We start from the raw sequence: 23851 nt of genomic DNA on the forward strand, positions 1-23851 counted from the left end.
CTGTGAAATCTTGAGCAGATCTGGGCCTTCGACTCCGTAGGCTGAGTGGCTGTTTCAACGTGCCCATGGCTCTCGAGCAACTGCGCATTGCCTCCCGCCGCAGCCAGCTGGCCATGGTGCAGACCAACTGGGTCAAAGCCGAACTGGAGAAAGCTCACCCAGGCCTGGCGATTTCGGTGGAAGCCATGGCCACTCAGGGCGACAAAATTCTGGATGTGGCTCTTGCCAAAATCGGGGACAAAGGCCTGTTCACCAAGGAACTGGAGGCCCAGATGCTGGTGGGTCGAGCAGAGATCGCCGTGCATTCCCTCAAGGATCTGCCCACCAACCTGCCCGAGGGCCTCATGCTCGGTTGCATCACCGAGCGGGAGGATCCCGCGGATGCCCTGGTGGTCAACAGCAAGAACGCTGAATACACCTTGGAAACACTTCCAGAGGGATCCGTCGTCGGAACCAGCTCACTGCGGAGACTCGCCCAGCTGCGCCACCACTTTCCCCATCTGCAGTTCAAGGACGTTCGCGGCAACGTCATCACCCGGCTAGAGAAGCTGGATGGTGGCGGCTACGACTGTCTGATCCTTGCTGCGGCAGGCCTGAGTCGGCTCGGATTCGCCGATCGGATCCATCAGATCATTCCTGGCCACATCTCACTGCATGCCGTAGGACAGGGAGCCCTCGGCATCGAATGTGTCACAGACAACAAAGATGTTCTCAACATCATTCAAGTCCTTGAACATGGCCCCACTGCAGGGAGATGCCTCGCGGAACGTGCCTTCCTCCGAGAACTTGAAGGCGGCTGCCAGGTACCCATCGGGGTCAACAGCCGTATTGACGGCCATGAACTGGTTCTCACCGGGATGGTGGCCAGCCTTGATGGCCAGCGACTGATCCGTGATGAACGCCGCGGCCCTCTCGGTAATCCTGAAGATGTGGGCCTGAAGCTCGCAGCAGACTTGAAATCTCGTGGAGCTGGGGAGATCCTGCAGGAGATCTTCGCAACGGTTCGTCCCGAAGCCTGACTAAGTCACTGCTGCACACGACGGGCGGAATTTTCACCATTTCCAATCCAATCGGCAATCTGCCGATCTAGTTGTCGTTCACGAATGGCCATAAGCGTCAGGAGCGGGCATCGCTCGAAGCAGCGCGTCCACCATGCTGATCGCTCTGCTCCTCGCCACCTGAATCGGCAACGACCTGCTCGGCTTCTTTGGAATCGGGCGACCAGCCCTTCAGGTGGCAGGGGGCTTGATCGTGGTGCTGATCGGCCTTTCGATGCGGCACTCCGAACCTTCGAAGGTTCACCACGACCCGAAGTCCGTGGAACGCGACCAGAACTCCTCGGTCAAAGGGATCGTTCCCTTGGGCATTCCCCTGCTGGCTGGCCCGGGCACCATCACTTTGGTGATCGTGGATCCAAGCGCAGCAAGCATGGGAGGAAAACTGAGCCTCAGCCTCGTGGTGCTCGCCATGAGCGCGCTTAGTTATCTAATAACTAACGCTGGTGAGATGCTCTCATCCAAGATCAGTGAGTCTGCTTTGCAGGTACTCACAAAAATCATGGGCCTCATCCTCACTGCGATTGCAGTGCAGATGCGTTCTCAGTTTTAAGTGCAGGCTTCCCGGTGCTTCAGGAGATAGGACTCACCGGGTGATCATCACCGGAGTGCCCACATCCACAAGCTCGTAGAGCTTCTGAACGTGGGCATTGAGCATGCGTACACAGCCATTGGACACCGCCGCGCGGATTTTCACCCAATGAGGCCAGGGGGTTCCATGAATGCCGAATTGGTTGGGTCCCTGCTGTAGAAAGCCGATCCAGCGATGGCCGAGTGGGCTGGCAGGTCCGGTGACCGGATGAACCCGGCCGGATTTCGTGCTTTCGTACTGAGGATTGACAAGCTTGGTCTCGACCCGAAACACACCTGTCGGTGTTGGAGTCTTGGGATCACCAATCGCCACCGGCCAGCGCCCGATGGACTGTCCAGCGCGGATCACACTGATGCGTCGCTGCTTGAGATCGAGATGAATGCTCGTCTCAGCATTCACAGAATGCACCTTCGCTGAAGCAAAGAGCGGTGCCTGCAGCTGAGGCGAAGCAACTGCTGAGCCTGATGCAGCCAGAGCTACAGAAACAGCCCCAACAGCCAACAAAGAGGAGCAGCCAACGCACTTGAGACGCATTACCGGACAGCCAAGACTCACTGGTCTCAACGTATCCATTGGTCAGAGGAAAAACCGCACACCAGTGGAGGACTTTCTGAAGAAATGCCCCCCCTGCGCCGCGGAATGTTTCCAGGTTTTCTCTAACAGAAGGGCCCAATCCGCTGGCTGCTGCGATGCCGGAACAACTTCAGTGGAGCGAAGCTGAAGCTCGATTCATGCTCCAGGCCTTCATCAATGTGCGCACAGCTGAATGTGGGCACAGCAGGCGGAAAACTGCCAGATATCGCCGACTGGCCAGAGAGCAGCCCCTGACAGGCAACAGCTGACACCCAAAAGTCAGTCGTCCTGCATCAGCAAGATGCTGATGCAGGGGTAGATGGGCAGCACCAAGACGTTGATCGCAATGCCACTCGTGGATCAATCGACGAGCTTGGGGTCAATCTCAGTCACATATCGAGCCTCACAGGCCTTGATGATCTCGACGGCCTTCTCCGTACCGAAGAAACCGTTCACGGTGCAGGTTCCAGGCTTCTTCAGATCCTTGTAGTGCTCCCAGTAATAAGTGGTTTCCTTTTTCCAGTGCTCACCAAGGTCTTCAAAGCACTTGATGTGATCCATGCGCTTGTCATCGGCCAGAACCGCGATGACCTTGTCATCGACCTCACCACCGTCATCAAAGGTCATGATGCCGATGATGCGAGCCTCAACAATCGAACCTGGAATCAGAGGCTCAGTGACATTGACAATCTCAATATCGAGCGGGTCACCATCTTCATCCCAGGTGCGGGGAATGCAGCCGTAGGCGAAGGGATAGGCCAAAGAGGAGTAACCAACCCGGTCCAGCTTCAGGTGCCCGGTCTCGGTGATCAGCTCGTACTTGTTGATCGTGTTGGAGTTCAGCTCCACGATCGTGTTCAGACGCAACTCGGATTCATCAGCAAAGGCCGGCAGCACATGCAGCAGGTTCGGCATGCTGCGGCTCGGAGCCTGGTCGAGATTGGCCATGGAGGACGGCGTTCGGAGCGGTGATATTACGAGCAAGTGTCAGCATCAGCTTCGCTCTCAACAGAGTTGTTCGACTCTGAAAATCACCACACGCTGATTCATCAACTAGTTCTGGGAAGAGGGCTCAGACCCGCGCAATGCACAAGCGCTCCAGCTTGGCTTCGAGATAGTTCAGGAAAGGTGTGCTGGAAAGACTGCGACCGGAGACCTTCTCCACAAGCTGTTCAGCATTGAGGGCACGCCCGATGGGATGGACGTTCTCCCTCAGCCAGCCGAGCATGACGCTCAGATCACCACGGCGGACATGCTCTTCGGGGGAACCGATCGCCGTCTGCATCGCTTCGCTCAGCTGTGCACTGATCAGATGTCCGAGCAGATAGGACGGGAAGTAGCCGAACAGACCTTCACTCCAGTGCACATCCTGGAGGCAGCCCTGCGCATCATCAGCAGGGGTGACTCCCAGCAGTTCGCGGTAACGACGATTCCATTCGCTCGGGAGATCCTCCACCGGCAGCCCCTGTTCCAGCAGAGCCAGCTCAAGATCCGTCCGCACCAGGATGTGAAGTCCATAGCTGAGTTCGTCAGCTTCCACCCGGTTGCATCCTGGCGCCATCGGATTCATCGCCTGCCAGAGATCCGCTGCTGACTCAAGAGGTGCGCCCGCAGAGGCAAAGCGTTCCCACCAGAGTTCCGAGAAGGGCTGACTGCGGGCCACCCGGTTCTCCCAGAACAGCGACTGACTTTCATGCACCGCCATCGACGTGGCCTGGCCGAGAGGCCAGGCAAACCACTGATGCGTGCTGGTCGGCAGTCCCTGCTCATAGAGCGAATGTCCCCACTCATGGGCTGTGGCCAGAAAACAGGACAGAGGCTGACCAGCCACCACGCGCGTGGTGATGCGGAAGTCGCGAGGCCCCAAGGTGATCGAGAAGGGGTGGGGCGAAGCAGCCACGCATGTGATCCCCTTGTCCCTGCCCCAGTCGCTGAGCAGCTGATCACAGAGCTGCTGCTGGGTTGATGTGGGCAGATCCCAACTGAGAGTCGACGGTCTGGGACTGCCCTTGAGTTGCTCCAGTAGTTCGGGCAAGCGTCTGCGCAGCGGCGCAAACAGATCCTGAAGCCGCTGCAATGTGAGATCAGGCTCGAACGGCTGCGCGAGTGTTTCCCAGCAACTTCGCGGTTCTGCCAGCTGACGGGCCTGTTCCTGACGCAACTCGACCATCCGACGGAGAGCCGGCGCAAAAAGTGAAAAGTCGGAAGTGCGGCGGGCCTGTTGCCAGAGGTCGTAACCCTGGGATTTGGCTGTGGCAAGAGCACTGACAAGATCCGGATCAAGTGCCTGCTGCCGGCGGAGATCCTGCTCAAGCAGGTCCAGATTGCGGGCCTGGCCACTGATGACTTCAGGGTGATCAACACTGTTGGCGCGAATTCGCCAGTCCTCACGGGCTGCCGCAATCAGCTGCGCGTAGTGCTCTGAACTCTGGCGTGCATGGAGCTGGCGAGCCAGCAGAGCCAGTTGCTCACCCCGCCAGGCTGAACCACCGCTTGGCATTCGGGTGTTCTGATCCCAGTAGAGAGTCCTGGTTATGGAATCCATAACCTGGGTTTCGTGAAGGTGCGAGCCAAGACGATCCCAAGCCGTTATCCCGGCAGCCATTGGCTTCATCGATCTGGAAAGACCTTAACGAGCTTCAAGATCGGAGCACAGATCCAACAACGCAGATCACTGATGCGCTTGCGCTCCATCCATGCGCCATCAGGACAGCTCCTGATCGTCGTTCGCACTGGAATCCGGCTCCCCACCTTCAGCTTTCAGAGCCCTCTCCAGGGCATTGACCTGGGCTGTTCTCTCAGGGGATTCAACAATGACGTTGACTTGTCGGACAGCGACGAGCTTCCGCCACAACAGAGCGATCAGCCAGGAGGCCGTGGCGAAGACTGCTGCTAAATACAGGAGTCGCATGATCTCCCAAGATCTGTCGGGAACGCTGTTCTAATTGAAACAGCGGTTACAGGGCGGAGTCGGGATTGACTCTCCGCTCAGGGCAACTCTTCGCCGTCTTCAGGAGAGCCTCGCTCCTGATCCGTCTGTTCCTCGAGAGTCAGCCGTTTCAACTGACGCTGGGCATCCTGGCGTCGGAACAGCTCATGAAATCGATTGATCAAATAGTCGACGTCTGTCATGACTCAAGCTCTCCGACACAGGCTGACCGCTCCATCACTACATTGTCTCGCGGATTTGTCGATTGGTTCAGGTCGATTGGTTCAGTCCTTGCGGCAATAGCCACCGCCCATGGGATTCCAACCGGAGGGACAGTTGTCATCCATTGCCGGGCGAAGGGTATAGCTCATTAATCCAAGAGCGCTGCACTTGCCGTTCGACAGATCGATGTAACCCATCGGGCACTCAGCAGTGAGTTTCTTGACCACCCGTTGCGCCCTTGCCGGAAGCACTGAAACGCTATCCATCGGGACAAGGATCAGCAGAATCCAGACCAGTCTGTTGATCATCTGTTGACCACAACCGCTGCTCACGCTCCAGGCTAGAGCTGAAGTTCAGAGATGATGATCAATGGCAGCACTGCTCAGCCTTCAGGATCGTGAAAACCTACGAGCCACTCTGAAGCAGTGGCAGGTGGGGGATGAACGCCTCAAACGACAGTGGCAGTTCAGCGACTTCAGTGAGGCATTCGCCTTCATGACAAGGGTTGCCCTGCTGGCTGAAGCAAAACAGCATCATCCCAACTGGAGCAATGTCTACAACCGGGTGACGATCGAGCTGACCACCCACGACCTGGGAGGACTCAGCAATCTGGATGCAGAGCTGGCGCAATCCATCGACGCCCTGCAGTGAGCCGCTGCCAAAATGGATGAAGGAAGGGAATTTTTCTATGACAACCAGCGTGAAGCGAGCCGCGGTGCCGGTGACGATTCTCACTGGTTTTCTCGGAGCAGGGAAAACAACACTGTTGAACCACATCCTGAGCAATCAGGAGGGGCTTAAAACAGCTGTGCTTGTCAATGAATTCGGGGAGATCGGAATCGACAATGAGTTGGTGGTCAGCACCAATGAGGACATGGTCGAACTGAGCAACGGATGCATCTGCTGCTCGATCAACGGCGAGCTGCTTGATGCCGTGGACCGCATCCTCAACAGACCCAAACCCGTCGAATATCTGGTGGTTGAAACCACGGGTCTGGCTGATCCGCTGCCCGTTGCAATGACATTCCTGGGCAGCGAGCTGCGTGATTTGACAAGGCTCGATTCAATCATCACCTTGATTGATGCCGAGAACTTCGGAGCAGAGGCCATTGCCAGCGAAGTCGGTCGATCACAGGTGATTTATGGCGACATCCTGATGCTCAACAAGACCGATCTTGTTGATGAAAGTCGCGTGAAGGATGTCGAACAACAGCTGCGCGACGTCAAGAAAGATGCGCGCATCCTGCACTCAGTGAAGGGAGATGTGCCGCTGCCCCTTCTGCTGAGCGTGGGTCTGTTCGAATCCGACCGGGTGGTGAACGAAGGCCACGATCACGGACACAGCCACGATCACGGGCACAGCCATGACCATGGGCACAGCCACGACGACGGACACAGCCATGACCATGGGCATAGCCACGATCATGAACACAGCCATGACCACGGGCACGACCATGGATCCGCTGATCATCTGGCCATTGAAGGATTCACGTCACTGTCCTTCTCAAGCAGTGATCCCTTTGATCTGAGAGCCTTTCAGAATTTTCTCGACAATCATCTGCCCGAAAGCGTTTTTCGAGCAAAGGGAATTCTCTGGTTCAAGGAAAGCGAGCGACGTCACGTGTTCCACCTGGCGGGCAAACGGTTCTCAATCGACGACAGCGACTGGAATGGAACCCGAAAGAACCAACTGGTACTGATCGGTCGTGGTCTCGACCATAATTCCCTGAGACATCAGCTTCAAGAGTGCGTTGTCGTGCCTGTTGATCAGTAAGTGGGGGCGAAGTTGCCCCGTATTCAGCAAAGTTGATTAGGGTGTCATTCAATGAGGAGAGGGCATGGTTGAAGTTCTCGCGGCTGGTGGTCTGTTGATGGCTCTGGCGCTTGCCTTCTGGCTGCTGCTCGATTCCGATGATGACAATGGCGGTGGTGGCTTGATGGAGCCAGCCCTGGTTCCCATCCCCGTTCGTCGCAACGATCGCTGAACAGCAGCTTGAAAGCCCTATCACCTTCAAAACCCTCACCTGGCGTGAGGGTTTTTTGATGCACGTATCCAGGTTATTGAATACGCTTCTCAAAATCGCCCTTAAGCGTGTCTTCCCAGCATTCCTGTCGCGACACAACGGACTCGTTCTGCCTGGAGAACGCCACAGCTACTGGCTCCAGCGAACAGAGCCGAAAGCCTGCTCAGCTCCTGATCACCAGTCCTTGCAAGTGACTCAAGCGTGAATAGCGACAGTTCCTCCATGGCAGATCCCCTTCGGCAAGGAGTGCTCACGCGTACGCGCAGCTTGCTGTCAGGCCGCTTTTGGCTGGTGGCAGGAGCCGTGGCAATTGCGTTCTTGGCCCTGCTTCCTGTCATCGGCCTGCTGGGCGAAGGACTCAGTGGCGTAAGCAGCGGCAATGCCAGCCTCAGGCCGGACGGTCTGCTCCAGATCCGCGGCACGGTTGTGCTACTCCTCGGCACCAGCCTGATGGGAGGTGTGATCGGAACCGCCAACGGTTGGCTGCTGGCGAACTGCCGATTCCCAGGCCGCCGCTGGCTGCGGATTGCCCAGCTGCTGCCACTGGCCAATCCGTCGTATCTGCTGGCGGCGACTCTGGTGGATATCGGCAGTCTGGAGGGAATCACCATCAACGGGATGGGATGGGGAATCGTTGTGATGGCGCTGACCACCTACCCCTATGTCTTCCTGCTGAGCACCGAAAGCTTCACGATCTGTGGACGCCGGCAACTGGAAGCTTGCCGCTCGCTGGGTGTGGGGCCCTGGAACAGTTTCCGCCGCATTGCACTGCCCATGGCCTTGCCGGCGATCGGTGCAGGCATTGCCCTCATGGGCATGGAGGTTTTGAATGAATATGGTGCCGTGCAACTGCTCGGCATTCCCAGTCTTTCAGCTGGAATTATCGAGGCCTGGAGAATCGAGGGCAATCCCGCTGGTGCTGTGGGTCTTGCTCTGATCACACTCTGCATCGTGATGGTGCTTCTGTTCGGCGAACGCAGACTGCGCAGCCGCAGCCGCCGCTGGTCAGAAGGCGTTGCAGGAGGAGAATCTCCTGCATGGATGCTGAGCGGCGGAAGGGCCTTCGCAGCCCAGGTGCTTGGAGCTTTACCTCCCCTGATCACCCTTGGCATTCCGCTGTTGTGGGGCGCAATGAACTGGCAGCAGTTGGCCACCGGTCTGACACCAGAATTGCTGCTGCTCACCCTGCGCACTTTGGGTCTCGCACTGGCAGCGACCCTGCTGGCGGGCCTGGCGGCAATGTTGCTGGCCATTGCCAAACGCTGGAGTCCTGCCAGATGGCTCAGAGGTGTGACTTTTCTTGCGGGCATGGGCTACGCCATTCCAGGGGCAGTTCTGGCGCTGGCTCTGCTGGTGATCGGCGCCCCATGGCAACTGTCTCCAATCCTGCTTCTGCTCTGGGGATACAGCGATCGCTTCCTCGCAGTGAACAAGGGGGGCATTGATGCAGCTCTGGAGCGACTCTCTCCCAGCCTTGACGAAGCAGCAACAGGGCTGGGCTTGCGTTGGCCGGCCGTGCTCAGACGGGTTCATCTGCCGCTTCTACGAGGCCCGATCCTCGTTGGCAGCCTGTTGGTGTTCGTGGACACCGTCAAGGAGCTGCCGCTCACATTCGCGCTACGACCTTTCGATTTCGACACGCTTGCGGTGAGGGTGTTTCAGTACGCAGGTGATGAGCGACTCGCCGCTGCGGTCTGGCCGGCGCTGATGATCCTGGTCCTGGGTCTGATTGCTTCATCAGCTCTGGTGCCGCGATTGGATCGGGATTCGGAGTAGAGGTCGGGATCAGAAGGCGAAACGATTGGGCACACAATCCGGCCCGCGCCGCGGAGCCAGAACGGACAGCCAGCTGCTCTGGAAAGGGTGAAAACCATCGTCACTCACCAGCACCAGCGGAATTCGACCATCTTTCATCACCGGTCCCCAGGCCATTCCCTCCCAATTGGCTGATGGCAGGCCACTCGCCAACAGATCCCAGCTTTGCAACGCTTGAATCGGCGGAGCGGACGGCGACTCACTTCCCGGCAGACGCAGAACCTGAAGATGGGCAGACCACCCCACAGGCAAGGCAAAACTGCGCAGCAGCGCCAGAACTGCTGGGCCCTCTCCCAAGGCCAGCAGTTCAGTCAAACCCAGCTTCAGACTGACCGCTGCACCCGCAGGTCCGATCTCGACCCCCCCATGGGGCTCAAGCCGATGATCCGAACCGGAGCGCAAACGAGCGAACCGCACCCAGTCCTTGCCCTGCTGAGCGCTGTCCTGAATCAGTGGAGCCTCGGCTGCCATGACCAGATCACCGGATGCCATCTGCGTGAGTGCTTCAGGCCCTTTGTTGGCAGCAAGTCCCTGCCCCTCTGTCTCTTGCCAATCAGCAAGTAGGGGGACCTCGCGCTGCAGGCGTCCGTTCAAGAGGTTGTAACTCTGCAGTCTTGCCCTTCTCTCAGGGCGTCGGCGCCCCTCACTGACGATCCAGATCTGATTGCCGTTAAGCACCAGCCCCTCACCGTCAAAGTCCGCCGGCAGAGATGAACCCTCTCGCCCCCTCAACAGCAGACGTCGACCACCTTGCAGCGATGCCTGCTCACCTTGCAGTAAACGGCTCAGGCCAGTGAACGACACCAAGTAGCCCGTGGTTGCGTCGCTTAGCAACCAGAGACGGTCCTCCTTCCGCTGATAGGCCACTGCAGAGAAGCCACCAACACGATCTCCATCCAAGCCTCGCCCTGGGAGTTCAATGTTGTGAATCAACTCCCAGCCAGCCGCCAGAGGGCAAGGAAGTGCCTGTGCTGGCGATGGCAAAGCCGGCAAGGCTGCGGCCATCATGTTTTTAGGTACCAAGGTCGATTGGAACATCATCAGCACAGCCACGACCACGGCCACAGCCACAGCCACGGGCACGGCCAAAGTCGACAAGCATTCCGGTGGACGGTTCTGCTCAATGCCAGCCTGAGCGGTTTGCAGATCGCCGTTGGGATCGCCTTCGGATCGATCGCACTGATCGGCGATGCCCTACACAACGTCGGTGACGTGATGGGACTCCTGCTGGGCTGGGGAGCGGAGAGCCTGAGCCAGAGACCTGCCAAGGGTCGGTTTAGTTATGGCTTCGGACGCTCCACCCAGCTGGCAGCCGTCGCCAACGCCGTCTTGATCCTGATGGCCTCCGCAGTGGTCTGCGTGGAGTCCATCCAGCGATTCCGACAACCGGAGCTGGTGGTGGCGTGGCCGGTCGCCATCGCAGCAGGCGCTGGCCTGGTGGTGAACCTGGTCTCCGCCCGCCTGTTCGGTTCAGATCACCATGGTGATCTGAACCGCCGAGCTGCTGCTCTTCACCTGCTCGGAGATGCAGCGGTCTCAGCGGCGGTGCTGCTGAGCGCCTTGGTGACCTCCATCACCCGCTGGACATGGATTGATCCCCTCACAGGTCTTGGAGTTGGCCTGAGCGTGGGATGGCTGGGGATCATGTTGTTGCGCGATGGCCTCGCCGAGCTGATGGATGAAGTTCCCCATCGGATTGATCCAGCCGCCGTTTTGGCCGATCTGCAAGCCATGCCAGAGGTGCAGGGCGTCCATCATCTGCACATCTGGTCCATCGGCGGAACGCGGGTGGCCCTCACTGTTCACCTGCAGAGAGATGCGGGCCTGAGCGATCAGGATCCGCAGCTGCTGAGCGGGGTTCGGCAGGCGATGCAACACAAGGGCATCGAGCACTGCACGGTTCAGCTGGAGGAGCCCGATGAGGACTGCGGAGAATCACTCAGCTGAGCGACGCGCAGGGCGATCAGACCATCCATTTTCACGCCTGCAGCAGCCAGTAGATCCGCAAGAGTGACCACGAGGCGATAACTGAGTGCCACGGCGAGGAGTGCTGCCTCCGGCACGGATGAACCCAGGCGCAGCAGCAGAATCGCCTCGAATACACCAAGCCCCCCTGGAGCAGCGGGAACCACAAGCCCTGTGGCCCAGGCCAGGGCAAAGGCTGCCATCCAGCTGCCGATCGGCAGCACCGGGGTCAGACCGAACACCTGAATGCAGCACCAGAAACCGGAGAAGCGTGAAGCGATGAACACCAGCTCGGCCATCAGAGGTGCCCAGGGGTAATCCTTGCGGCCACTTCCCAACTGATCCAGGGGAGGCAAGGAGGCCAGATCGGGATCAGAGCGGTTGAGTTGCCGCAAACGACTGCGTTCAAGCCGGCAGAGCAAGGGCTCTCTCCAGCGTGGAAGCAGGAGCAGTGCAGGCAGTGGTGCCAGCAAGGCCAGTCCGTTCTGCCAACCACCAAAGGGCACCCAGAGCAGGGCCGCCACCGCCATCAACATGGGCTCAAGCAAGACGGACACCAGTGCCGGCCCCGTACCGATCGAAGGCCCCAAAGCCCTCACCCGCCGAAGGAAATGCCACACCCCGCCGGGCAGATACTTGAGCAGATTGCTGCTCAGATATAGAGGCAGCAGCGGTGTTGAGCCTGTGCCATATCCCAGCCAACCCACCAGCACCTGCCAAGCGCCCGCATTCACGAGCAAACTCAGCCAACTGAGGCCGAGGGCCAGCACAAGCCACCACCAGCCTTGTGTTGTGATCGAGAGCGAGCGCAGTCCCACGGCATGACCGGCCAGCGCCCAACCCACAAATCCAAGCGCCAGCAGGGTGATCCACAGCTTCAGGCCTCCCGGGAGCTTCAGCGAAAGCAGGGATCTGAAACGCTTCAGCATGTCCACTCCTGCTCCGGATTGAACTGAAGCCGCTCCTGAGAAAGCTTCTGCCACAAAGTCTCCGGAGAGAGTCCAGCGCGGTGTGCGAGTTGCTGAAGGGCATCCCGCTCGGGCTTCACGGACTGAGTTCCGTCCGGCTTCAACATCTGCTTGGCCGCCAGCTCACCCCATGGAGTGCTGAGAACGCCTCGACGCCGCGGCAGCACCCAGCGCCCCTGACGCCGCTCGCGCAGACCCAGGGTTGGACTGTCCCTCCACCAGATCCGGCGCAGATCAGCTGCCTGCTCAGGCAGCACCAGTGCCGTCACGGCAGTTCCTGGACGTCCCTTCTTCATCTGCAGCGGAGAGCAGGCGACATCCAAAGCACCCGAATCACGCAGCTGCTGAATCAGCCATGCCATGGCTTCAGCCGAAACATCGTCAATCCAGGCCTCCTGAATGATCAGGTCCTGCCAACGGGGCTGGTTGGTTGCACCAGAGACCTGAGGATGCTGACGGATGAGGCGCAGCAAGTTAGGGCGGTCCAGCTCACGATGGCCCAGGCCAGTTCCAACAGCCTCAGGAGCCAACTTCTCTGGCCATCCAAAGCCATCGGCCAGCACAGCCATCAGAGCCAGACCTGTCGGAGTTGTCAGCTCAGCTTCTGGCCAGTCCCCGCCCCAGCGCAGTTCCACACCATGACATCGCGCCAGCTCGAGTACGGCTGGAGCAGGGACCGGCAGCAGGCCGTGAGCCGTGGCAACTCCGCCCCGTCCTGCTGGAGGAGGGACACACCAGAGTGATGTCGGATTGAGATGCTCGATGGCAGCACAAACCCCAACCACATCCACAAGGCTGTCCATGGCTCCAACTTCATGGAAATGCACATGATCAGCGGCAATGCCGTGAACGGCTGCCTCGGCTTCAGCGAGAGCGGTGAACACCGACAACACCTTGTCGTGCAAAAAGGGAGAGAGCGCAGCCGTGAGGATTCTTTGCCGCAACTCGCCCCAGTGGCGATGAAGCGGATGTTCCTCCCGCGACTCAACCTCGAGACGCAGGCCGCGCAGGCCTCCGTTATGCGCCTCCTCGACTCGAAGGGCATACCCATTCTCAAAACCCAGGGCACGCAGCGGCGCGTGAATCACTTCTGGGGAAACCCCCAGATCCAGACAGGACGCCAACAACATGTCCCCGGCCAGGCCCGTCGGGCAATCCACCACGTAGGAGGCGGCGAGGCCAGGCGTCATGCCACCTCCGGATCGAGGCCCTCCAGCAGCCTTTCAGCGACAGCGTCCAGATCATCCAGACGCTTCTTCAGCAACTGCTCCACCTCACGTCGAGCACGTCGCTGTTCACGTTGTGCCGTTTCCACATCCTGACCTGACATTCCCCAGATCCTGCCAAGCAGCGCCCGGTCATCAGCCCCTCCCCTTGCTGATCCCTCCAACAGGGTTTCTGCCACCATTCCCGCCTGAAGCACGCGGCTCCAGCGGCGCAGATCCTCCATGGGTAAGCGGACCTGATCAGGGAGGTCGAATTCGGTTGCTCCATTGCAGCGCAGGCCAGCCTCCAGACAGGGACGGGTACCCACCAGCACGCGCCGCACCTTCATCTCTTCTTCACGCGCAACCAGCCAGTGACCAGCTTCGTGGCGTGCCACCCGTCGCAGACGCATCCGACCTCCAGGGAGAGCTTCGGCCAGCAGATGACCACCCATCCCTTCGAGCTGGGAAGCATCAAGGGTGAGACCCAGCAAACCTCCACCCACCAGCAGAGCGATCCAGGCAGGCGATAGTCCCACCAACGGCCCAAACACCGCGAGACCTGTGCAACCGGCCACTGCCAGACCCGCCGTGGTGGCAGAGACGGGAGATGCGTTCATCAGCTGCGAGCCGACCGACTGCGGTCTGCAGGGCGGCGGGAGGCACCACCACGTCCCTTGCCTCCACGGGTTGGCATCGGTGCGATCACTTCTGCCGCCTGCACATGAAGCATCTGTCCCTGGCGACGCACGTCGAGGCTGACGAAATGGCGTAAATGCGCAAGCTCCACATCACCACTGAGCTGCAACTTGAAGGGCAAAGGGCGAAAGCCATCAGCGCGTGGCTGCTGACGAACCTTGATAACGACCTCGGAAGCTTCTGGCTTGGTGTAGATGAGCTCGCCCCTGATCGAGAAGTAATCGTCGCCTTCAGGCAGCTCATCCATGGACGCGTCCGTGGATGCTGTCTCTTCATCCGAAGCTGAGAGGGTGCTGGGCTCCCAGATTCCAGCGATTTGGAGATGCAACTGGCCTGCCTCTCTGCACCGCGGGTACACCACCCAGAGGTGAGGCTTGCTCATGTCGAGATGACGGCGCATCAACGTGAGCATGCGCCCCAAAACAACAGCATCAAGTTTCTGGCCATCGGCATCAACCAAATGGCCACGGGTGCTCTGATCTTCAGATTCGGGCCGGAACATTCCGCGCACGACGCCGATTGCCCGGTATTGCAGCGGCTCGGTCACCGCAGGGATGGGATGGTCGCGCATCAGATTCAGGTGCATCCACTGGCCCGTGGCAACTCTAGCCAGCTTCGACAAAGACCCTCAGACTGGCGAAGCATTCCCACGACACGGTGCCGGGATACAGGCGTCAAACGACGAAAACACTGGCGAGCTTGGGCGCAGTTGCAGGGCTGTGTGTGGTCGCAGGTTGGACAGTGACCCATCTCTGGACTGAGACTCACTCCCCGACAACCATTCAGAAACACTCCTCCGCCGCCGAAGTCTCAGGTCTGGAGATTCTCAAAACTCAGGTTCAGAGCCATCCGAGCGACTGGCGATGGTCACTGTTGCTGGCTCGCGCGCAGTACGAGGACGGAGATCGAGAAGCAGCCCTCCGCACCTTGAGGCCTTTGCAGCGCCTGCACCCCGATCGGCTCGAAGTGATGACCTTGTGGGCTTTTCTTTCACAGGAGACCGACCAGGGCGCAGAGCCAATCAAGCGCCTGAGCGCACGTTTTGAATCCCTTCCGGCTGAACGTCGGCTGAAGCTGGGAATGCTGTTGGCCGATCTGCAGCGCTTGTCAGGTGACACAAAAAAAGCTTCCGATCGCTACCGCAACCTGATCGACGACAACCCTCAACGACCTGAGCCATTGCTGGCGTTCGCCCTGCTGAAACGGGATCAGGGTCAAGGAGACGCTGCCATCGCCCTGCTCAGGAAAGCCAGGACACTGAACAAAAACCTGGCACCAACTGGCACTGATCTACAGACACTTGAACTGCGCTGGGCTCTCGAAGCTGCACGGAACAGACCGGCCAAGCCAGGCCTCAAGGCTGTGAAAACTCCCTGAGGGCCTCATCAATGGCATCGACTGGATCGGTGGCATCGTTCATGGAAGTCGCCTGACGCAGAGACCTCATCAATTCCATGGGGTTTGTGACATCCAGGACCGATCCCTTCTTCTTGCCTTCTCCGGGGAGTGTGTTGTAGATGTCGCGGTCCTCATTGCGCTCAATCACACTCGGCTGTGAAAGCGTTGTCTGTGAGTAGACAGCAGGGCAAACCGAGAGCATTGCGCTGCATACGGCGAACGCAACACCGGAGGTCAGGCGGAGCGATTGCATGGGATCGAATGCTCGGTTGCGGTTGATGCTAAGGGTCTCCAATCAGGTGCATCAGGGTCTCCGTGCAGATCGCAAGCTGGAATGTCAATTCGATTCGCACTCGACTGGATCACGTCGTCCGCTGGTTGGAGCAGAGCGGTGTGGATCTGCTGGCCCTGCAGGAGACCAAGGTTGATGATCCGCTCTTTCCGCTCGAGCCCTTCCAATCCAGGGGTTACAACGTCAGCGTCCATGGTCAGAAGTCCTACAACGGAGTGGCCCTGATCAGCCGGCATCCCCTGGAGGACGTGCGCTTGGGGTTCATCGGAGAACTGGGGACTGATCCTGAAGCTGAAGAGCTGGGTCAGCAGAAGAGGGTGATCAGTGCTCTTGTCGATGGGATCAGGGTGATCAATCTCTACGTGCCCAACGGTTCCAGCCTCGAATCCGAGAAATACGGCTACAAACTGAACTGGCTCTCATGCCTGGCGAGGTATCTGCGGGCAGCTCAGACAAGGGACGAGCCCCTCTGCGTTGTGGGTGATTTCAATATCGGACCGGAAGCCAGAGACCTGCATGACCCCGATCGTCTCAGCGGAGGAATCATGGCTTCAGATGCTGAACGCGATGCCCTGGTCCAGGCGCTTGGTGATGATCTCAAAGATGCCTTCCGGCTGTTCGAGACGGGAAGCGGCCACTGGAGCTGGTGGGACTACCGCAGCGGTGCATGGAACCGTGACAGCGGCTGGAGAATTGATCACATCTACCTGAGCTGCGATCTTCAGGAACTTGCCCTCAGCTGCCAGATCGACAAAAGGGAGCGTGGCCGAGAGCAACCCAGTGACCATGCACCTGTGGTGGTTGATCTCTCCTGGGAGCTGGAGGAGGAGGAGGTTGATGATGATCAGGAGACCTTCATCGCTGATTGAAGCCACAGGCCTGTGGCAGAGCTGTTGACAGCAGGCTGGTGGCAGCAAGGCTGTTCAAAAAGCGCCCTATCCCGGCCTGAAGAGAGGATGCGGACCAGTTCATCCTCGATCCGTCACAGTCTTAAACAAGTCGTTCTTTGGCGCGACCTACAACGCCACATAAGGCTGGGAATCGGCTCAGATCCGGCTTGGACGCTGTCCAGGCGAGGCCTGATCAGGGCCTAAAACACGATGCCGATGTCTGTATCACAAGTTCCGGAATCCCCGCTTCCTACACAGATCAGCCGTTTTGGCACGTTCTTGGGTCAGGATGTGGCACGGTTTGCATCGGCCCCTTGGCATCCGCCCCCGTGACAGCACCAAGCTTGAACACCAGTCGCTCCCAGGAGCTGTTCAGTGCCGCCCAGGCTCTGATGCCTGGTGGCGTGAGCTCCCCAGTGCGTGCATTCAAATCTGTGGGTGGCCAGCCGATCGTCTTCGATCGAGTCAAGGGCGCCTACGCCTGGGACGTTGATGACAACAAATACATCGATTACGTGGGCAGTTGGGGACCTGCGATCTGTGGCCACGCCCATCCCGAAGTCATCAGTGCGCTTCAGGAAACGATCGAAAAAGGCACCAGCTTCGGAGCCCCCTGCGCTCTTGAGAATGCCCTGGCTGAGATGGTGATCGATGCCGTTCCGAGCGTGGAGATGGTGCGCTTCGTGAACAGCGGCACAGAAGCCTGCATGGCCGTGCTGCGACTGATGCGCGCCTTCACAGGTCGCGACAAGGTCATCAAGTTCGAAGGTTGCTACCACGGCCATGCGGACATGTTCCTGGTGAAGGCCGGTTCCGGTGTGGCCACCCTCGGCCTACCTGACTCACCTGGCGTTCCCCGCAGCACCACTGCCAATACCCTCACAGCGCCTTACAACGATCTGGAGGCCGTCAAGCAGCTCTTCGCTGAAAACCCGGATGCCATTTCAGGTGTGATTCTCGAGCCCATCGTTGGCAATGCCGGGTTCATCCAGCCCGAGCCTGGTTTCCTTGAGGGTTTGCGCGAACTCACCAAGGAGAACGGTGCACTGCTGGTCTTTGACGAGGTCATGACGGGGTTCCGCATCAGTTACGGCGGCGCCCAGGCCCATTTCGGTGTCACCCCTGATCTCACCACCATGGGCAAAGTGATTGGCGGAGGACTCCCTGTAGGGGCCTACGGAGGTCGACGCGAAATCATGGAGATGGTGGCTCCTGCGGGCCCCATGTACCAGGCCGGCACGCTGAGCGGAAACCCCCTCGCCATGACTGCTGGCATAAAGACGCTCGAGCTTCTGAAGCAGCCCGGTAGCTACGAAAAACTCACCGCAACCACTGAGAAGCTGGCGACTGGCATCAATGAGGCTGCGACCTCTGCCGGCCTTCCGATCACGACCGGAAGCGTGAGCGCCATGTTCGGCTTCTTCCTTTGCGAAGGGCCTGTGCGCAACTTCGAAGAGGCGAAGGCAACCGATGCTGAACGCTTCGGCAAACTGCATCGCGCCATGCTTGAGCGTGGCGTGTACCTGGCTCCATCAGCCTTCGAGGCCGGCTTCACCTCCCTGGCCCATTCCGACGCGGACATCGAAGCAACGATTCAGGCATTCCGAGACAGCTTCGCTGCTGTCGCCTGATTCCGAATCAGGCTCACCCCTATGCCATATCCCAGCATCGGCATGGGGTCCCAGCTCAAAAAGGCATTGGTCGGCTTGACCCTCTTGGTCGTATCAATGCAGGGCTCTCCCAGCCGGGGAGGCCCACTTCAGACCTGGCTTGAGCTGCCTGAATGGATCGATCTCAGCATCGACTACACGGCAGAGCCCATGGCAGGAATCAGCGGTGGTGCCAATCCTTCAGCCTCGAGCTGGTATCAGGCTGTGGTGCTCGATCTGTCCCTGAGCAGCGGTTTTGGCAAAAGCCAGCAGCACTGGAATGAACTGGACCACTGGCAGCTCAATGTGCAGCTGACCAACGACGCCGGCAATCCTGATCTGAACAAAGATCTGGGATCTGCCTTCACGTTGCAGACCCTGGTGAATCCTGTGGGGACCTGGATCACCGAAGCCTCCGTGGTCAGAAATCGCGGTGAAAGCTGGTGGCAAGCAGAGCTTGGCGTGATGTCGCTGGATCCTGTCATGGCTGGAGAACCAGGCTTTATTTCTGCTCCCGCCATGGGCAGTTACATCAGCTCAGTCCTCAACAACACGTTAAACCTGCTGATTGTGGGAGTACCGATTGATCCTTTCATAGCTCCTGGAGTCAAACTTCAGGCTCATTCGGAATCTCTTGGTTCACTGGAATATGCTTACTTCTACCTGAACCCTCAGACCAGTCTTGCGGCCAGCCTTGGTGTTGATCCAGGGATCCCCAATGTGCAGGGCGGTGTTCAGGCTCTGCAATGGGAAACCAATCCGCTCCGATCCAGAACTGATCTATCGGCAGAGATCAATATTCCCAATACAAAGGAGACTGTGATCAGACAGTTACCACTGCCTGAAGTTCAGCTCGGAGGCTATTTCTCATCAACGCGCCTCTTAGTCGACAATGCAAAGGAGCTTGGAGAAGGAATCAACCGCGGCGTTTACGGATCACTCACCTGGCCTGTGGATGTGCCGATCGGAATCGACAATCGAGTTTGGGCTGGTGGCACCGTCAGCCTCGACCCTGCCAATAACCCTTACCCGACCTTCATCGCAGGTGGGTGGTTAAGCCAAGGAATCATTCCTGGCAGACCACTCGATGTGCTTGCACTCGGTCTTGGTCGAACCAGTTTCAGCCCGACCATCAACCCTGGGCTGAGTTACGAGGGAACAATCGAGTTGAATTATTCATTTTATCTTTCAGAGATTTTGCAAATTCAGCCAGTGATGCAATGGATTATCAATCCAGGTGGAGAGGGCAAAGTGCCAGGCATCTGGGCCGGAGGCGTACAAATCAATTTGAGTCTTTAAAAGTCAGCGATAGTTCTCAAACTGAAGCGGCACATCCAGCTCGTCTTCTTTTGAACGTAACAACTGAATCACCTGCTGGAGATCATCCTTGCTCTTACCTGTCACCCTGAGACTGTCACCCTGAATGGCCACGGTCACTTTCTTGAGCTCGTCACGCACCATCTTGCTCATTTTCTTGGCCAGTTCCTGACTGAGTCCCTTCTTGAGCTTGACCATTTGCTGCACACGGTTACCACCCACTGTCTCCGCCGGCTGGAAATCAAAAATCTTCAGAGATAGGTTTCTTTTTGTAGCCTTGGCCCGCAGAATATCTTCAACAGCTTGCAATGTCATATCACTGGCGGTGGTGATCACAACAGCGGCGTCTTCGAGATCGATCTCCGTGCCGGAATCCTTGAGGTCATAGCGCTGGGAAACGTCCCTACGAACCTGATCAAGCGTATTCACCAACTCCTGACGGTCAAAGTCAGAGACCACATCAAATGAATACGAAGCCATTGATCAAGCGTCAGTGGTTGGAGGCTAGCAATGCTCATGAAACCGCTCCTAATAGGACATCTGACAAGGGGTGGATAGTGAAAGATGTTCATCTTCAATCAGCAACTCCATTCCAAAACCGCTTCAGAAAGGGCATGACAAAGACGGATACAGACGACTTGGCGAAGCAGACGGTGTGATCGCATCGATCGACAGTCGATCACTATCCTTTCAACCGCGATTGGCTTGTTTGTGTTCATTACGGACCTTCTCACCAGGACGCCCGCAGCGCCCTATGCCTTGTCACTCGTGTTCTCGGGAGCTGTCGTGATTGCAAGCATCCTTCCCCTGGGTGCCGCCCGATCACAGGCTGATTTCACCCTCGACGACATGCAGGCTCCCAGGGCCATGTTCGCCCGTCTTCCCGAGTGGGGAAAACGGGCCAGCTGGGCGCATCAGAACAGCTTTGAAGCGTTCAGCCTGCATGCTCCAGCAGCACTTCTGGCCCTGATCGCCGTGCTTCAGATCGGACCACTTCAAGGGCTTGCCATTCCCGCAGCTTTGCTCCAGCCGCTTCTGCGTCTGATTTATCTGCCGGCCTATGTGGCCAACATCCCTCCCCTGAGAGGACTGTGCTGGGCCGGCGCCCTGGTTTGCACCGGCATCCTCTACATCGAGGGAGTCAAAGCTCTGCTGATCGTTTAACTCTTGCCCTGCTGGAATTGCTTCAGGGCCGCCAGCAGTGACGCAGGCGACTGGGGATCCACCATCAGCACGCTGCCGGCTGGCGAGTCGGCCATTCGTTGCCCCATGGCCATCCAGGTCTCCGCAAGCATCAGCCGAACAGCTTCTTCAGCCTCAGGGCTCTCAGCCAGAGCCCTTGCCATCACGCGCGCCGCTTCCGACTTCGCTTCAGCCATCACACCTTGCTGCTTGGCCTGAGCTTCGGCCTCAAGCAGGATCGCCTCCTTCTGGGCACGGGCATCAAGAACGAGCGCCTCTGCACGGCCACGAGCTTCATTCAACTGGGCTTCCTTTTCCCCCTCGGAACGCAGAATCGCAGCACGCTTTTCCCGTTCGGCAGTCATCTGAGCCTCCATGGCCTGCTTGACTCCCGGAGAGGGGTTGATATCGCGCATTTCAACGCGAGTCACTTTCACTCCCCAGGGATCGGTTGCCTCATCAAGCTCCTTGAGCAGAACCTCATTCACTTCACTGCGGGTGGTGAAGGTCTGATCCAGATCCAGCTTGCCCATCTCGGCACGAATCTGGGTCAACACCAGGTTCACCATCGCTGCCTGCAGATTGTCAACGGCGTAATACGCCTGGGAATGCTCAAGCAACTGCCAATACACCACCGCATCGACCTCGATGGAGACATTGTCTCGGGTGATGCAGAGCTGGGGAGGAATATCCAGCACCCGTTCTTTGAGTGACTCGTGACTGACCACGCGTTCGACCACGGGAATCACGACGGAGAGCCCTGGCTGCAGCTCACGGTCGTACTTGCCGAGCCGCTCAACAAGACGGGAGCGACCACCGCTGGTCACCTTGACACTGCCACTGCCGAGAAGTGCGATCAGGATCAGTGCAGGCAGGCTCAGCAGCGCTTCCATGACGATTGGATGTCTTAGGCGACGCTAGTCCCCAAAGTGAGGCGAACAAGCCACCTGTCATGCCACCTCTCTGGACTCCTTTGATCTGGTTGCTGGTGGCAGGCGTGCTGCTGATCGTGGAGCTCGTGCAACCCAGTTTCGACGGGCTGATGTTCGCCGTCATGGGCGGGCTTGTCGTGTCTGTGCTGACGGCCTTGCTGCCGCTGCAGGTCTGGATTCAGATCATCCTGTTCAGTCTCATCACCTTGCTGGGAACGCTTTGGCTGAGCCGCTGGTCAGCCCAGCGCAATCCAAGGCCTGGACGTCGACGGTTGAAAGACGACACGGCAGAGGTGCTGGCAACGATTGAGCCCGGAGGAGAAGGGAGGGTTCGCTGGCATGGTCAGAGCTGGGCGGCCAGTTCACTGGATGTGGAGACTCCCCTCCTGGCCGGAGATCGCGTGCTTGTGATCAGCAGGGAGGGCACCAGGCTCAGGGTTCTGCCGACCCCGCCTACGCCCTGAGCTTCAATCGAAAAACAGCAGGCTGACAACCTTCCCCATGTCCTCGGCATTGCGACAACTGGCGAGAAGTGTCTCGCTGTCATGAAAAGCCAGGCAAATCAGTTGATCACAACGGCTGATGATGTCCTGGTTACAGAGGCTGCTGGCCATCGGCAAAGGCAGATCGTCATGCTCAGGCTTTTCGATCAGATGCAGAACATTCTCCAACTGATCACGGATCTCAGGCCCCTGACGACTGAGACTCTGAGGCAGAAGAACCGTGAGCTTGGAGGCATCCACAGCGAGAACGCCCCGGATCACCGCTGCATTGACCCCCTGCGCACCTGAGGTGACCAGAGAGTGGCCTTCCTGAGCAAGCGATCTGGCGATCAACTCGATTAGATGGATGGCAACCACAGGAACATGGCGGCTGCCGAGGATGGCAATCCTCCGCGCTCCCTTGTCCTGGAGCAAGGCCAATTCCTGCGCGAGGGTGTCCACCCTGTCCATTGCAGGAAGATCAAGGGATCGGCTCAATGACTACCTGCGAGCGTTCCTAGAAGCTAGCAGCGATGAACCCTGTCGGGACCATCACTTTGAGCCGATTGCAAGGTGCTCCAGTCCCACGGCGCTGAGCAGGTCCGCAAGGCGGCAGTGTTCTTCCACGAGACGGAAGGCGTAAGTCGCTTTCACCGCCTCGTGTAGACGCACATGACCGAACGCCTGTTCGATCACTTCAACGGTCCCGAGTGTGTCCTGCTCGACTTTGAGCAGTGGCACCTCCAGTTCGTCCGCTCGACTGATCAGCTGGGGAAGCGGATCTCCGGCACCCGTCAGAATCAGACATTGCGTGGATGCCTCCAGGGCTGCCAGCTGGATATCGGTGCGATCTGCTCCAGTGACCACAGCCATGTTGCGGCGTCTGCGGAAGAACTCCATCGCTGAGTTCACATTCATCGCCCCGATACTGAGCGTCTCGACCAAGAGGTCGAGTTTCTCTCTGCAGCAGATCACCCGCGCATCCAGCCGACGCACGAGTTCGCCCACCGTGACGCTGCGCAGCAGAGGCGATCGGGGCATCACACCGAACACCTTGATGCCAAGTGCCTGAAGAGACGGCACCACATCACGTTCCAGGCTTTCCACATCATCCGGAATGACTGCATTCAGCACCACCCCGCGCAGTCGGTCACCGAGCTGCTGACTGGCGGCCAGCAACGCATCGACGCTGCGACTGTCTTCCCAGAGATGCACGAGCACCACCGGTGCATCGAGATCGCTGGCCAGTTGCACCAGGCTCAGTCCGTAAAGCAGGCCTTCATGGAGATTGCCGGCGGCTTCGAGCAGGGTGACACCATTCTCTGACTGCTGAAGACTGTTGCGTAATTCTTCCAGCCCCTCACCGGCCTCCAAGGTTCCGTTCGCAAGCCGTTGCTGTGCGGTATCAGGGGAGAGCAGATGCAGGGAAGGGATCAGGTCCTGAGGGGGCAACCCGAGGGTCTCTCCGACAAAACGGACGTCGTCATCGATCAACGATGAGGGCAGCACACCTTGATCGGATTCCCAGTCCATGCTTGTGGCAAGCGGTTTACCGAAAAGGACCCGAATGCCAACCGAGCGCAGATGCCTTGCAATCCCGAGCACTAGGGCGGACTTGCCACTGAAGGGTTCACAGGATCCAATCAGCAGCGTTGAGCCCAT

At 58.5% G+C, this 23851-nt stretch carries 31 protein-coding genes; 15 read left to right on the top strand and 16 right to left on the bottom strand.

The window, feature by feature from the left end:
* The first annotated feature begins 65 nt into the window (after nt 1-65).
* Complete coding sequence (gene hemC / locus SynBIOSE41_RS12955; protein WP_186538201.1) at nt 66-1019, top strand: hydroxymethylbilane synthase; 954 nt, start codon at nt 66-68, stop codon at nt 1017-1019.
* A gap of 97 nt (nt 1020-1116) precedes the next feature.
* Here the strand turns inward: hemC and SynBIOSE41_RS18145 are convergent, their stop codons facing one another.
* Nucleotides 1117-1281, bottom strand: coding sequence for a hypothetical protein (locus tag SynBIOSE41_RS18145; protein WP_255476086.1), 165 nt, complete (start codon nt 1279-1281; stop codon nt 1117-1119).
* On the opposite strand from SynBIOSE41_RS18145, the gene SynBIOSE41_RS18150 reads away from it, so the two are divergent.
* Nucleotides 1234-1608, top strand: a complete 375-nt coding sequence (locus SynBIOSE41_RS18150) for a MarC family protein (protein ID WP_255475761.1) — start codon at nt 1234-1236, stop codon at nt 1606-1608. The genes SynBIOSE41_RS18145 and SynBIOSE41_RS18150 overlap by 48 nt on opposite strands.
* 33 nt (nt 1609-1641) lie before the next feature.
* On the opposite strand, the gene SynBIOSE41_RS12965 is transcribed toward SynBIOSE41_RS18150, so the two are convergent.
* Nucleotides 1642-2148, bottom strand: coding sequence for a L,D-transpeptidase (locus SynBIOSE41_RS12965; protein ID WP_255475762.1), 507 nt, complete (start codon nt 2146-2148; stop codon nt 1642-1644).
* 188 nt (nt 2149-2336) lie between these two features.
* Between SynBIOSE41_RS12965 and SynBIOSE41_RS12970 the strand changes: the two genes are divergently transcribed.
* Complete coding sequence (locus tag SynBIOSE41_RS12970) at nt 2337-2489, top strand: hypothetical protein (RefSeq protein WP_186538202.1); 153 nt, start codon at nt 2337-2339, stop codon at nt 2487-2489.
* A gap of 91 nt (nt 2490-2580) precedes the next feature.
* Here SynBIOSE41_RS12970 and SynBIOSE41_RS12975 read toward each other — a convergent pair whose 3' ends face one another.
* On the bottom strand, nt 2581-3168 hold the full coding sequence (locus tag SynBIOSE41_RS12975) for an inorganic diphosphatase (RefSeq protein WP_186538203.1): 588 nt from the start codon (nt 3166-3168) through the stop codon (nt 2581-2583).
* A 124-nt stretch (nt 3169-3292) separates the two neighbouring features.
* Complete coding sequence (locus SynBIOSE41_RS12980; RefSeq protein WP_186538204.1) at nt 3293-4825, bottom strand: carboxypeptidase M32; 1533 nt, start codon at nt 4823-4825, stop codon at nt 3293-3295.
* Between SynBIOSE41_RS12980 and SynBIOSE41_RS12985 the strand changes: the two genes are divergently transcribed.
* The gene (locus tag SynBIOSE41_RS12985; RefSeq protein WP_186541428.1) at nt 4778-5116 is read left to right on the top strand and encodes a hypothetical protein; all 339 of its coding nucleotides are present in this window, start codon (nt 4778-4780) and stop codon (nt 5114-5116) included. The genes SynBIOSE41_RS12980 and SynBIOSE41_RS12985 overlap by 48 nt on opposite strands.
* A 92-nt stretch (nt 5117-5208) precedes the next feature.
* Here the strand turns inward: SynBIOSE41_RS12985 and SynBIOSE41_RS12990 are convergent, their stop codons facing one another.
* Both SynBIOSE41_RS12990 and SynBIOSE41_RS12995 read right to left on the bottom strand, forming a co-directional pair.
* Entirely contained in the window at nt 5209-5352 is a 144-nt protein-coding gene (locus tag SynBIOSE41_RS12990) for a hypothetical protein (protein ID WP_186538205.1), read from the bottom strand.
* Nucleotides 5353-5433: 81 nt separating this feature from the next.
* Complete coding sequence (locus tag SynBIOSE41_RS12995) at nt 5434-5637, bottom strand: hypothetical protein (protein WP_186538206.1); 204 nt, start codon at nt 5635-5637, stop codon at nt 5434-5436.
* A gap of 103 nt (nt 5638-5740) precedes the next feature.
* Here SynBIOSE41_RS12995 and SynBIOSE41_RS13000 point away from each other — a divergent pair, with 103 nt between their 5' ends.
* The 4 genes from SynBIOSE41_RS13000 to SynBIOSE41_RS13015 all read left to right on the top strand — a co-directional run bounded on the left by SynBIOSE41_RS13000 (nt 5741) and on the right by SynBIOSE41_RS13015 (nt 9171).
* Nucleotides 5741-6022 (top strand): 4a-hydroxytetrahydrobiopterin dehydratase, encoded by a 282-nt coding sequence (locus SynBIOSE41_RS13000; protein ID WP_186538207.1) that lies wholly within the window; start codon nt 5741-5743, stop codon nt 6020-6022.
* A gap of 37 nt (nt 6023-6059) precedes the next feature.
* Nucleotides 6060-7145, top strand: a complete 1086-nt coding sequence (locus SynBIOSE41_RS13005; RefSeq protein ID WP_186538208.1) for a GTP-binding protein — start codon at nt 6060-6062, stop codon at nt 7143-7145.
* A 64-nt stretch (nt 7146-7209) separates the two neighbouring features.
* A complete protein-coding gene (locus SynBIOSE41_RS13010; RefSeq protein WP_170953724.1) occupies nt 7210-7356 on the top strand; it encodes a hypothetical protein in 147 nt (48 codons plus the stop codon).
* A 261-nt stretch (nt 7357-7617) separates the two neighbouring features.
* Nucleotides 7618-9171 carry an iron ABC transporter permease gene (locus tag SynBIOSE41_RS13015; RefSeq protein WP_186538209.1) on the top strand — a complete coding sequence of 518 codons (1554 nt, stop codon included), beginning with the start codon at nt 7618-7620 and terminating at the stop codon, nt 9169-9171.
* Nucleotides 9172-9180: 9 nt separating this feature from the next.
* On the opposite strand, the gene SynBIOSE41_RS13020 is transcribed toward SynBIOSE41_RS13015, so the two are convergent.
* Nucleotides 9181-10308, bottom strand: coding sequence for an esterase-like activity of phytase family protein (locus tag SynBIOSE41_RS13020; RefSeq protein ID WP_255475763.1), 1128 nt, complete (start codon nt 10306-10308; stop codon nt 9181-9183).
* Between SynBIOSE41_RS13020 and SynBIOSE41_RS13025 the strand changes: the two genes are divergently transcribed.
* A complete protein-coding gene (locus SynBIOSE41_RS13025; protein ID WP_186538210.1) occupies nt 10240-11157 on the top strand; it encodes a cation diffusion facilitator family transporter in 918 nt (305 codons plus the stop codon). The two genes, SynBIOSE41_RS13020 and SynBIOSE41_RS13025, sit on opposite strands and share 69 nt — an antisense overlap.
* Here SynBIOSE41_RS13025 and SynBIOSE41_RS13030 read toward each other — a convergent pair.
* The 4 genes from SynBIOSE41_RS13030 to SynBIOSE41_RS13045 are packed head-to-tail and all read right to left on the bottom strand — an operon-like array spanning nt 11112 to nt 14618.
* On the bottom strand, nt 11112-12104 hold the full coding sequence (locus SynBIOSE41_RS13030) for a lysylphosphatidylglycerol synthase domain-containing protein (protein ID WP_186538211.1): 993 nt from the start codon (nt 12102-12104) through the stop codon (nt 11112-11114). The genes SynBIOSE41_RS13025 and SynBIOSE41_RS13030 overlap by 46 nt on opposite strands.
* Entirely contained in the window at nt 12098-13333 is a 1236-nt protein-coding gene (gene larC, locus SynBIOSE41_RS13035; protein ID WP_186538212.1) for a nickel pincer cofactor biosynthesis protein LarC, read from the bottom strand. Before larC ends, SynBIOSE41_RS13030 begins: the two co-directional genes overlap by 7 nt.
* Nucleotides 13330-13968: a hypothetical protein gene (locus SynBIOSE41_RS13040; RefSeq protein ID WP_186538213.1), complete on the bottom strand. Its 639-nt coding sequence runs from the start codon at nt 13966-13968 to the stop codon at nt 13330-13332. The genes larC and SynBIOSE41_RS13040 overlap by 4 nt, the downstream gene beginning before the upstream one ends.
* A complete protein-coding gene (locus SynBIOSE41_RS13045) occupies nt 13968-14618 on the bottom strand; it encodes a hypothetical protein (RefSeq protein ID WP_186538214.1) in 651 nt (216 codons plus the stop codon). The genes SynBIOSE41_RS13040 and SynBIOSE41_RS13045 overlap by 1 nt, the downstream gene beginning before the upstream one ends.
* 128 nt (nt 14619-14746) lie before the next feature.
* On the opposite strand from SynBIOSE41_RS13045, the gene SynBIOSE41_RS13050 reads away from it, so the two are divergent.
* A complete protein-coding gene (locus SynBIOSE41_RS13050) occupies nt 14747-15424 on the top strand; it encodes a lipopolysaccharide assembly protein LapB (protein ID WP_186538215.1) in 678 nt (225 codons plus the stop codon).
* On the opposite strand, the gene SynBIOSE41_RS18155 is transcribed toward SynBIOSE41_RS13050, so the two are convergent.
* Nucleotides 15402-15698 (bottom strand): hypothetical protein, encoded by a 297-nt coding sequence (locus SynBIOSE41_RS18155; protein ID WP_255476087.1) that lies wholly within the window; start codon nt 15696-15698, stop codon nt 15402-15404. The two genes, SynBIOSE41_RS13050 and SynBIOSE41_RS18155, sit on opposite strands and share 23 nt — an antisense overlap.
* 62 nt (nt 15699-15760) lie before the next feature.
* Here SynBIOSE41_RS18155 and xth point away from each other — a divergent pair, with 62 nt between their 5' ends.
* From xth to SynBIOSE41_RS13070, 3 genes are all read left to right on the top strand, one after another.
* The gene (gene xth / locus SynBIOSE41_RS13060; protein ID WP_186538216.1) at nt 15761-16606 is read left to right on the top strand and encodes an exodeoxyribonuclease III; all 846 of its coding nucleotides are present in this window, start codon (nt 15761-15763) and stop codon (nt 16604-16606) included.
* A 350-nt stretch (nt 16607-16956) separates the two neighbouring features.
* Nucleotides 16957-18258, top strand: a complete 1302-nt coding sequence (hemL, locus tag SynBIOSE41_RS13065) for a glutamate-1-semialdehyde 2,1-aminomutase (RefSeq protein WP_186541219.1) — start codon at nt 16957-16959, stop codon at nt 18256-18258.
* A gap of 42 nt (nt 18259-18300) precedes the next feature.
* On the top strand, nt 18301-19575 hold the full coding sequence (locus tag SynBIOSE41_RS13070) for a carbohydrate porin (protein WP_186538217.1): 1275 nt from the start codon (nt 18301-18303) through the stop codon (nt 19573-19575).
* Nucleotides 19576-19578: 3 nt separating this feature from the next.
* Here SynBIOSE41_RS13070 and SynBIOSE41_RS13075 read toward each other — a convergent pair whose 3' ends face one another.
* Entirely contained in the window at nt 19579-20073 is a 495-nt protein-coding gene (locus tag SynBIOSE41_RS13075) for a YajQ family cyclic di-GMP-binding protein (protein ID WP_067325844.1), read from the bottom strand.
* 231 nt (nt 20074-20304) lie between these two features.
* On the opposite strand from SynBIOSE41_RS13075, the gene SynBIOSE41_RS13080 reads away from it, so the two are divergent.
* Nucleotides 20305-20757, top strand: coding sequence for an MAPEG family protein (locus tag SynBIOSE41_RS13080; RefSeq protein WP_186538218.1), 453 nt, complete (start codon nt 20305-20307; stop codon nt 20755-20757).
* On the opposite strand, the gene SynBIOSE41_RS13085 is transcribed toward SynBIOSE41_RS13080, so the two are convergent.
* Nucleotides 20754-21668: an SPFH domain-containing protein gene (locus SynBIOSE41_RS13085; RefSeq protein WP_186538219.1), complete on the bottom strand. Its 915-nt coding sequence runs from the start codon at nt 21666-21668 to the stop codon at nt 20754-20756. The genes SynBIOSE41_RS13080 and SynBIOSE41_RS13085 overlap by 4 nt on opposite strands.
* 59 nt (nt 21669-21727) lie before the next feature.
* Here SynBIOSE41_RS13085 and SynBIOSE41_RS13090 point away from each other — a divergent pair, with 59 nt between their 5' ends.
* Nucleotides 21728-22171, top strand: coding sequence for an NfeD family protein (locus SynBIOSE41_RS13090; RefSeq protein WP_186538220.1), 444 nt, complete (start codon nt 21728-21730; stop codon nt 22169-22171).
* Nucleotides 22172-22174: 3 nt separating this feature from the next.
* On the opposite strand, the gene SynBIOSE41_RS13095 is transcribed toward SynBIOSE41_RS13090, so the two are convergent.
* Both SynBIOSE41_RS13095 and SynBIOSE41_RS13100 read right to left on the bottom strand, forming a co-directional pair.
* On the bottom strand, nt 22175-22660 hold the full coding sequence (locus SynBIOSE41_RS13095) for a DNA-protecting protein DprA (RefSeq protein ID WP_231884138.1): 486 nt from the start codon (nt 22658-22660) through the stop codon (nt 22175-22177).
* A gap of 81 nt (nt 22661-22741) precedes the next feature.
* Nucleotides 22742-23851, bottom strand: coding sequence for a phosphotransacetylase family protein (locus SynBIOSE41_RS13100; RefSeq protein ID WP_186538221.1), 1110 nt, complete (start codon nt 23849-23851; stop codon nt 22742-22744).

Source organism: Synechococcus sp. BIOS-E4-1, from assembly GCF_014279995.1.
In the GTDB taxonomy this organism is placed as follows: domain Bacteria; phylum Cyanobacteriota; class Cyanobacteriia; order PCC-6307; family Cyanobiaceae; genus Synechococcus_C.

Excerpts from the sequence above, each read along its gene's own strand:
- hemC (WP_186538201.1), top strand. The coding sequence starts at position 66 with ATGGCTCTCGAGCAACTGCGCATTGCCTCCCGCCGCAGCCAGCTGGCC.
- SynBIOSE41_RS12970 (WP_186538202.1), top strand. The coding sequence starts at position 2,337 with ATGCCGGAACAACTTCAGTGGAGCGAAGCTGAAGCTCGATTCATGCTC.
- SynBIOSE41_RS12975 (WP_186538203.1), bottom strand. The coding sequence starts at position 3,168 with ATGGCCAATCTCGACCAGGCTCCGAGCCGCAGCATGCCGAACCTGCTG.
- SynBIOSE41_RS12980 (WP_186538204.1), bottom strand. The coding sequence starts at position 4,825 with ATGGCTGCCGGGATAACGGCTTGGGATCGTCTTGGCTCGCACCTTCAC.
- SynBIOSE41_RS12990 (WP_186538205.1), bottom strand. The coding sequence starts at position 5,352 with ATGACAGACGTCGACTATTTGATCAATCGATTTCATGAGCTGTTCCGA.
- SynBIOSE41_RS12995 (WP_186538206.1), bottom strand. The coding sequence starts at position 5,637 with ATGGATAGCGTTTCAGTGCTTCCGGCAAGGGCGCAACGGGTGGTCAAG.
- SynBIOSE41_RS13000 (WP_186538207.1), top strand. The coding sequence starts at position 5,741 with ATGGCAGCACTGCTCAGCCTTCAGGATCGTGAAAACCTACGAGCCACT.
- SynBIOSE41_RS13005 (WP_186538208.1), top strand. The coding sequence starts at position 6,060 with ATGACAACCAGCGTGAAGCGAGCCGCGGTGCCGGTGACGATTCTCACT.
- SynBIOSE41_RS13010 (WP_170953724.1), top strand. The coding sequence starts at position 7,210 with ATGGTTGAAGTTCTCGCGGCTGGTGGTCTGTTGATGGCTCTGGCGCTT.
- SynBIOSE41_RS13015 (WP_186538209.1), top strand. The coding sequence starts at position 7,618 with ATGGCAGATCCCCTTCGGCAAGGAGTGCTCACGCGTACGCGCAGCTTG.
- SynBIOSE41_RS13030 (WP_186538211.1), bottom strand. The coding sequence starts at position 12,104 with ATGCTGAAGCGTTTCAGATCCCTGCTTTCGCTGAAGCTCCCGGGAGGC.
- larC (WP_186538212.1), bottom strand. The coding sequence starts at position 13,333 with ATGACGCCTGGCCTCGCCGCCTCCTACGTGGTGGATTGCCCGACGGGC.
- SynBIOSE41_RS13040 (WP_186538213.1), bottom strand. The coding sequence starts at position 13,968 with ATGAACGCATCTCCCGTCTCTGCCACCACGGCGGGTCTGGCAGTGGCC.
- SynBIOSE41_RS13045 (WP_186538214.1), bottom strand. The coding sequence starts at position 14,618 with ATGCGCGACCATCCCATCCCTGCGGTGACCGAGCCGCTGCAATACCGG.
- SynBIOSE41_RS18155 (WP_255476087.1), bottom strand. The coding sequence starts at position 15,698 with ATGCAATCGCTCCGCCTGACCTCCGGTGTTGCGTTCGCCGTATGCAGC.
- SynBIOSE41_RS13070 (WP_186538217.1), top strand. The coding sequence starts at position 18,301 with ATGGGGTCCCAGCTCAAAAAGGCATTGGTCGGCTTGACCCTCTTGGTC.
- SynBIOSE41_RS13075 (WP_067325844.1), bottom strand. The coding sequence starts at position 20,073 with ATGGCTTCGTATTCATTTGATGTGGTCTCTGACTTTGACCGTCAGGAG.
- SynBIOSE41_RS13085 (WP_186538219.1), bottom strand. The coding sequence starts at position 21,668 with ATGGAAGCGCTGCTGAGCCTGCCTGCACTGATCCTGATCGCACTTCTC.
- SynBIOSE41_RS13090 (WP_186538220.1), top strand. The coding sequence starts at position 21,728 with ATGCCACCTCTCTGGACTCCTTTGATCTGGTTGCTGGTGGCAGGCGTG.
- SynBIOSE41_RS13095 (WP_231884138.1), bottom strand. The coding sequence starts at position 22,660 with ATGGACAGGGTGGACACCCTCGCGCAGGAATTGGCCTTGCTCCAGGAC.
- SynBIOSE41_RS13100 (WP_186538221.1), bottom strand. The coding sequence starts at position 23,851 with ATGGGCTCAACGCTGCTGATTGGATCCTGTGAACCCTTCAGTGGCAAG.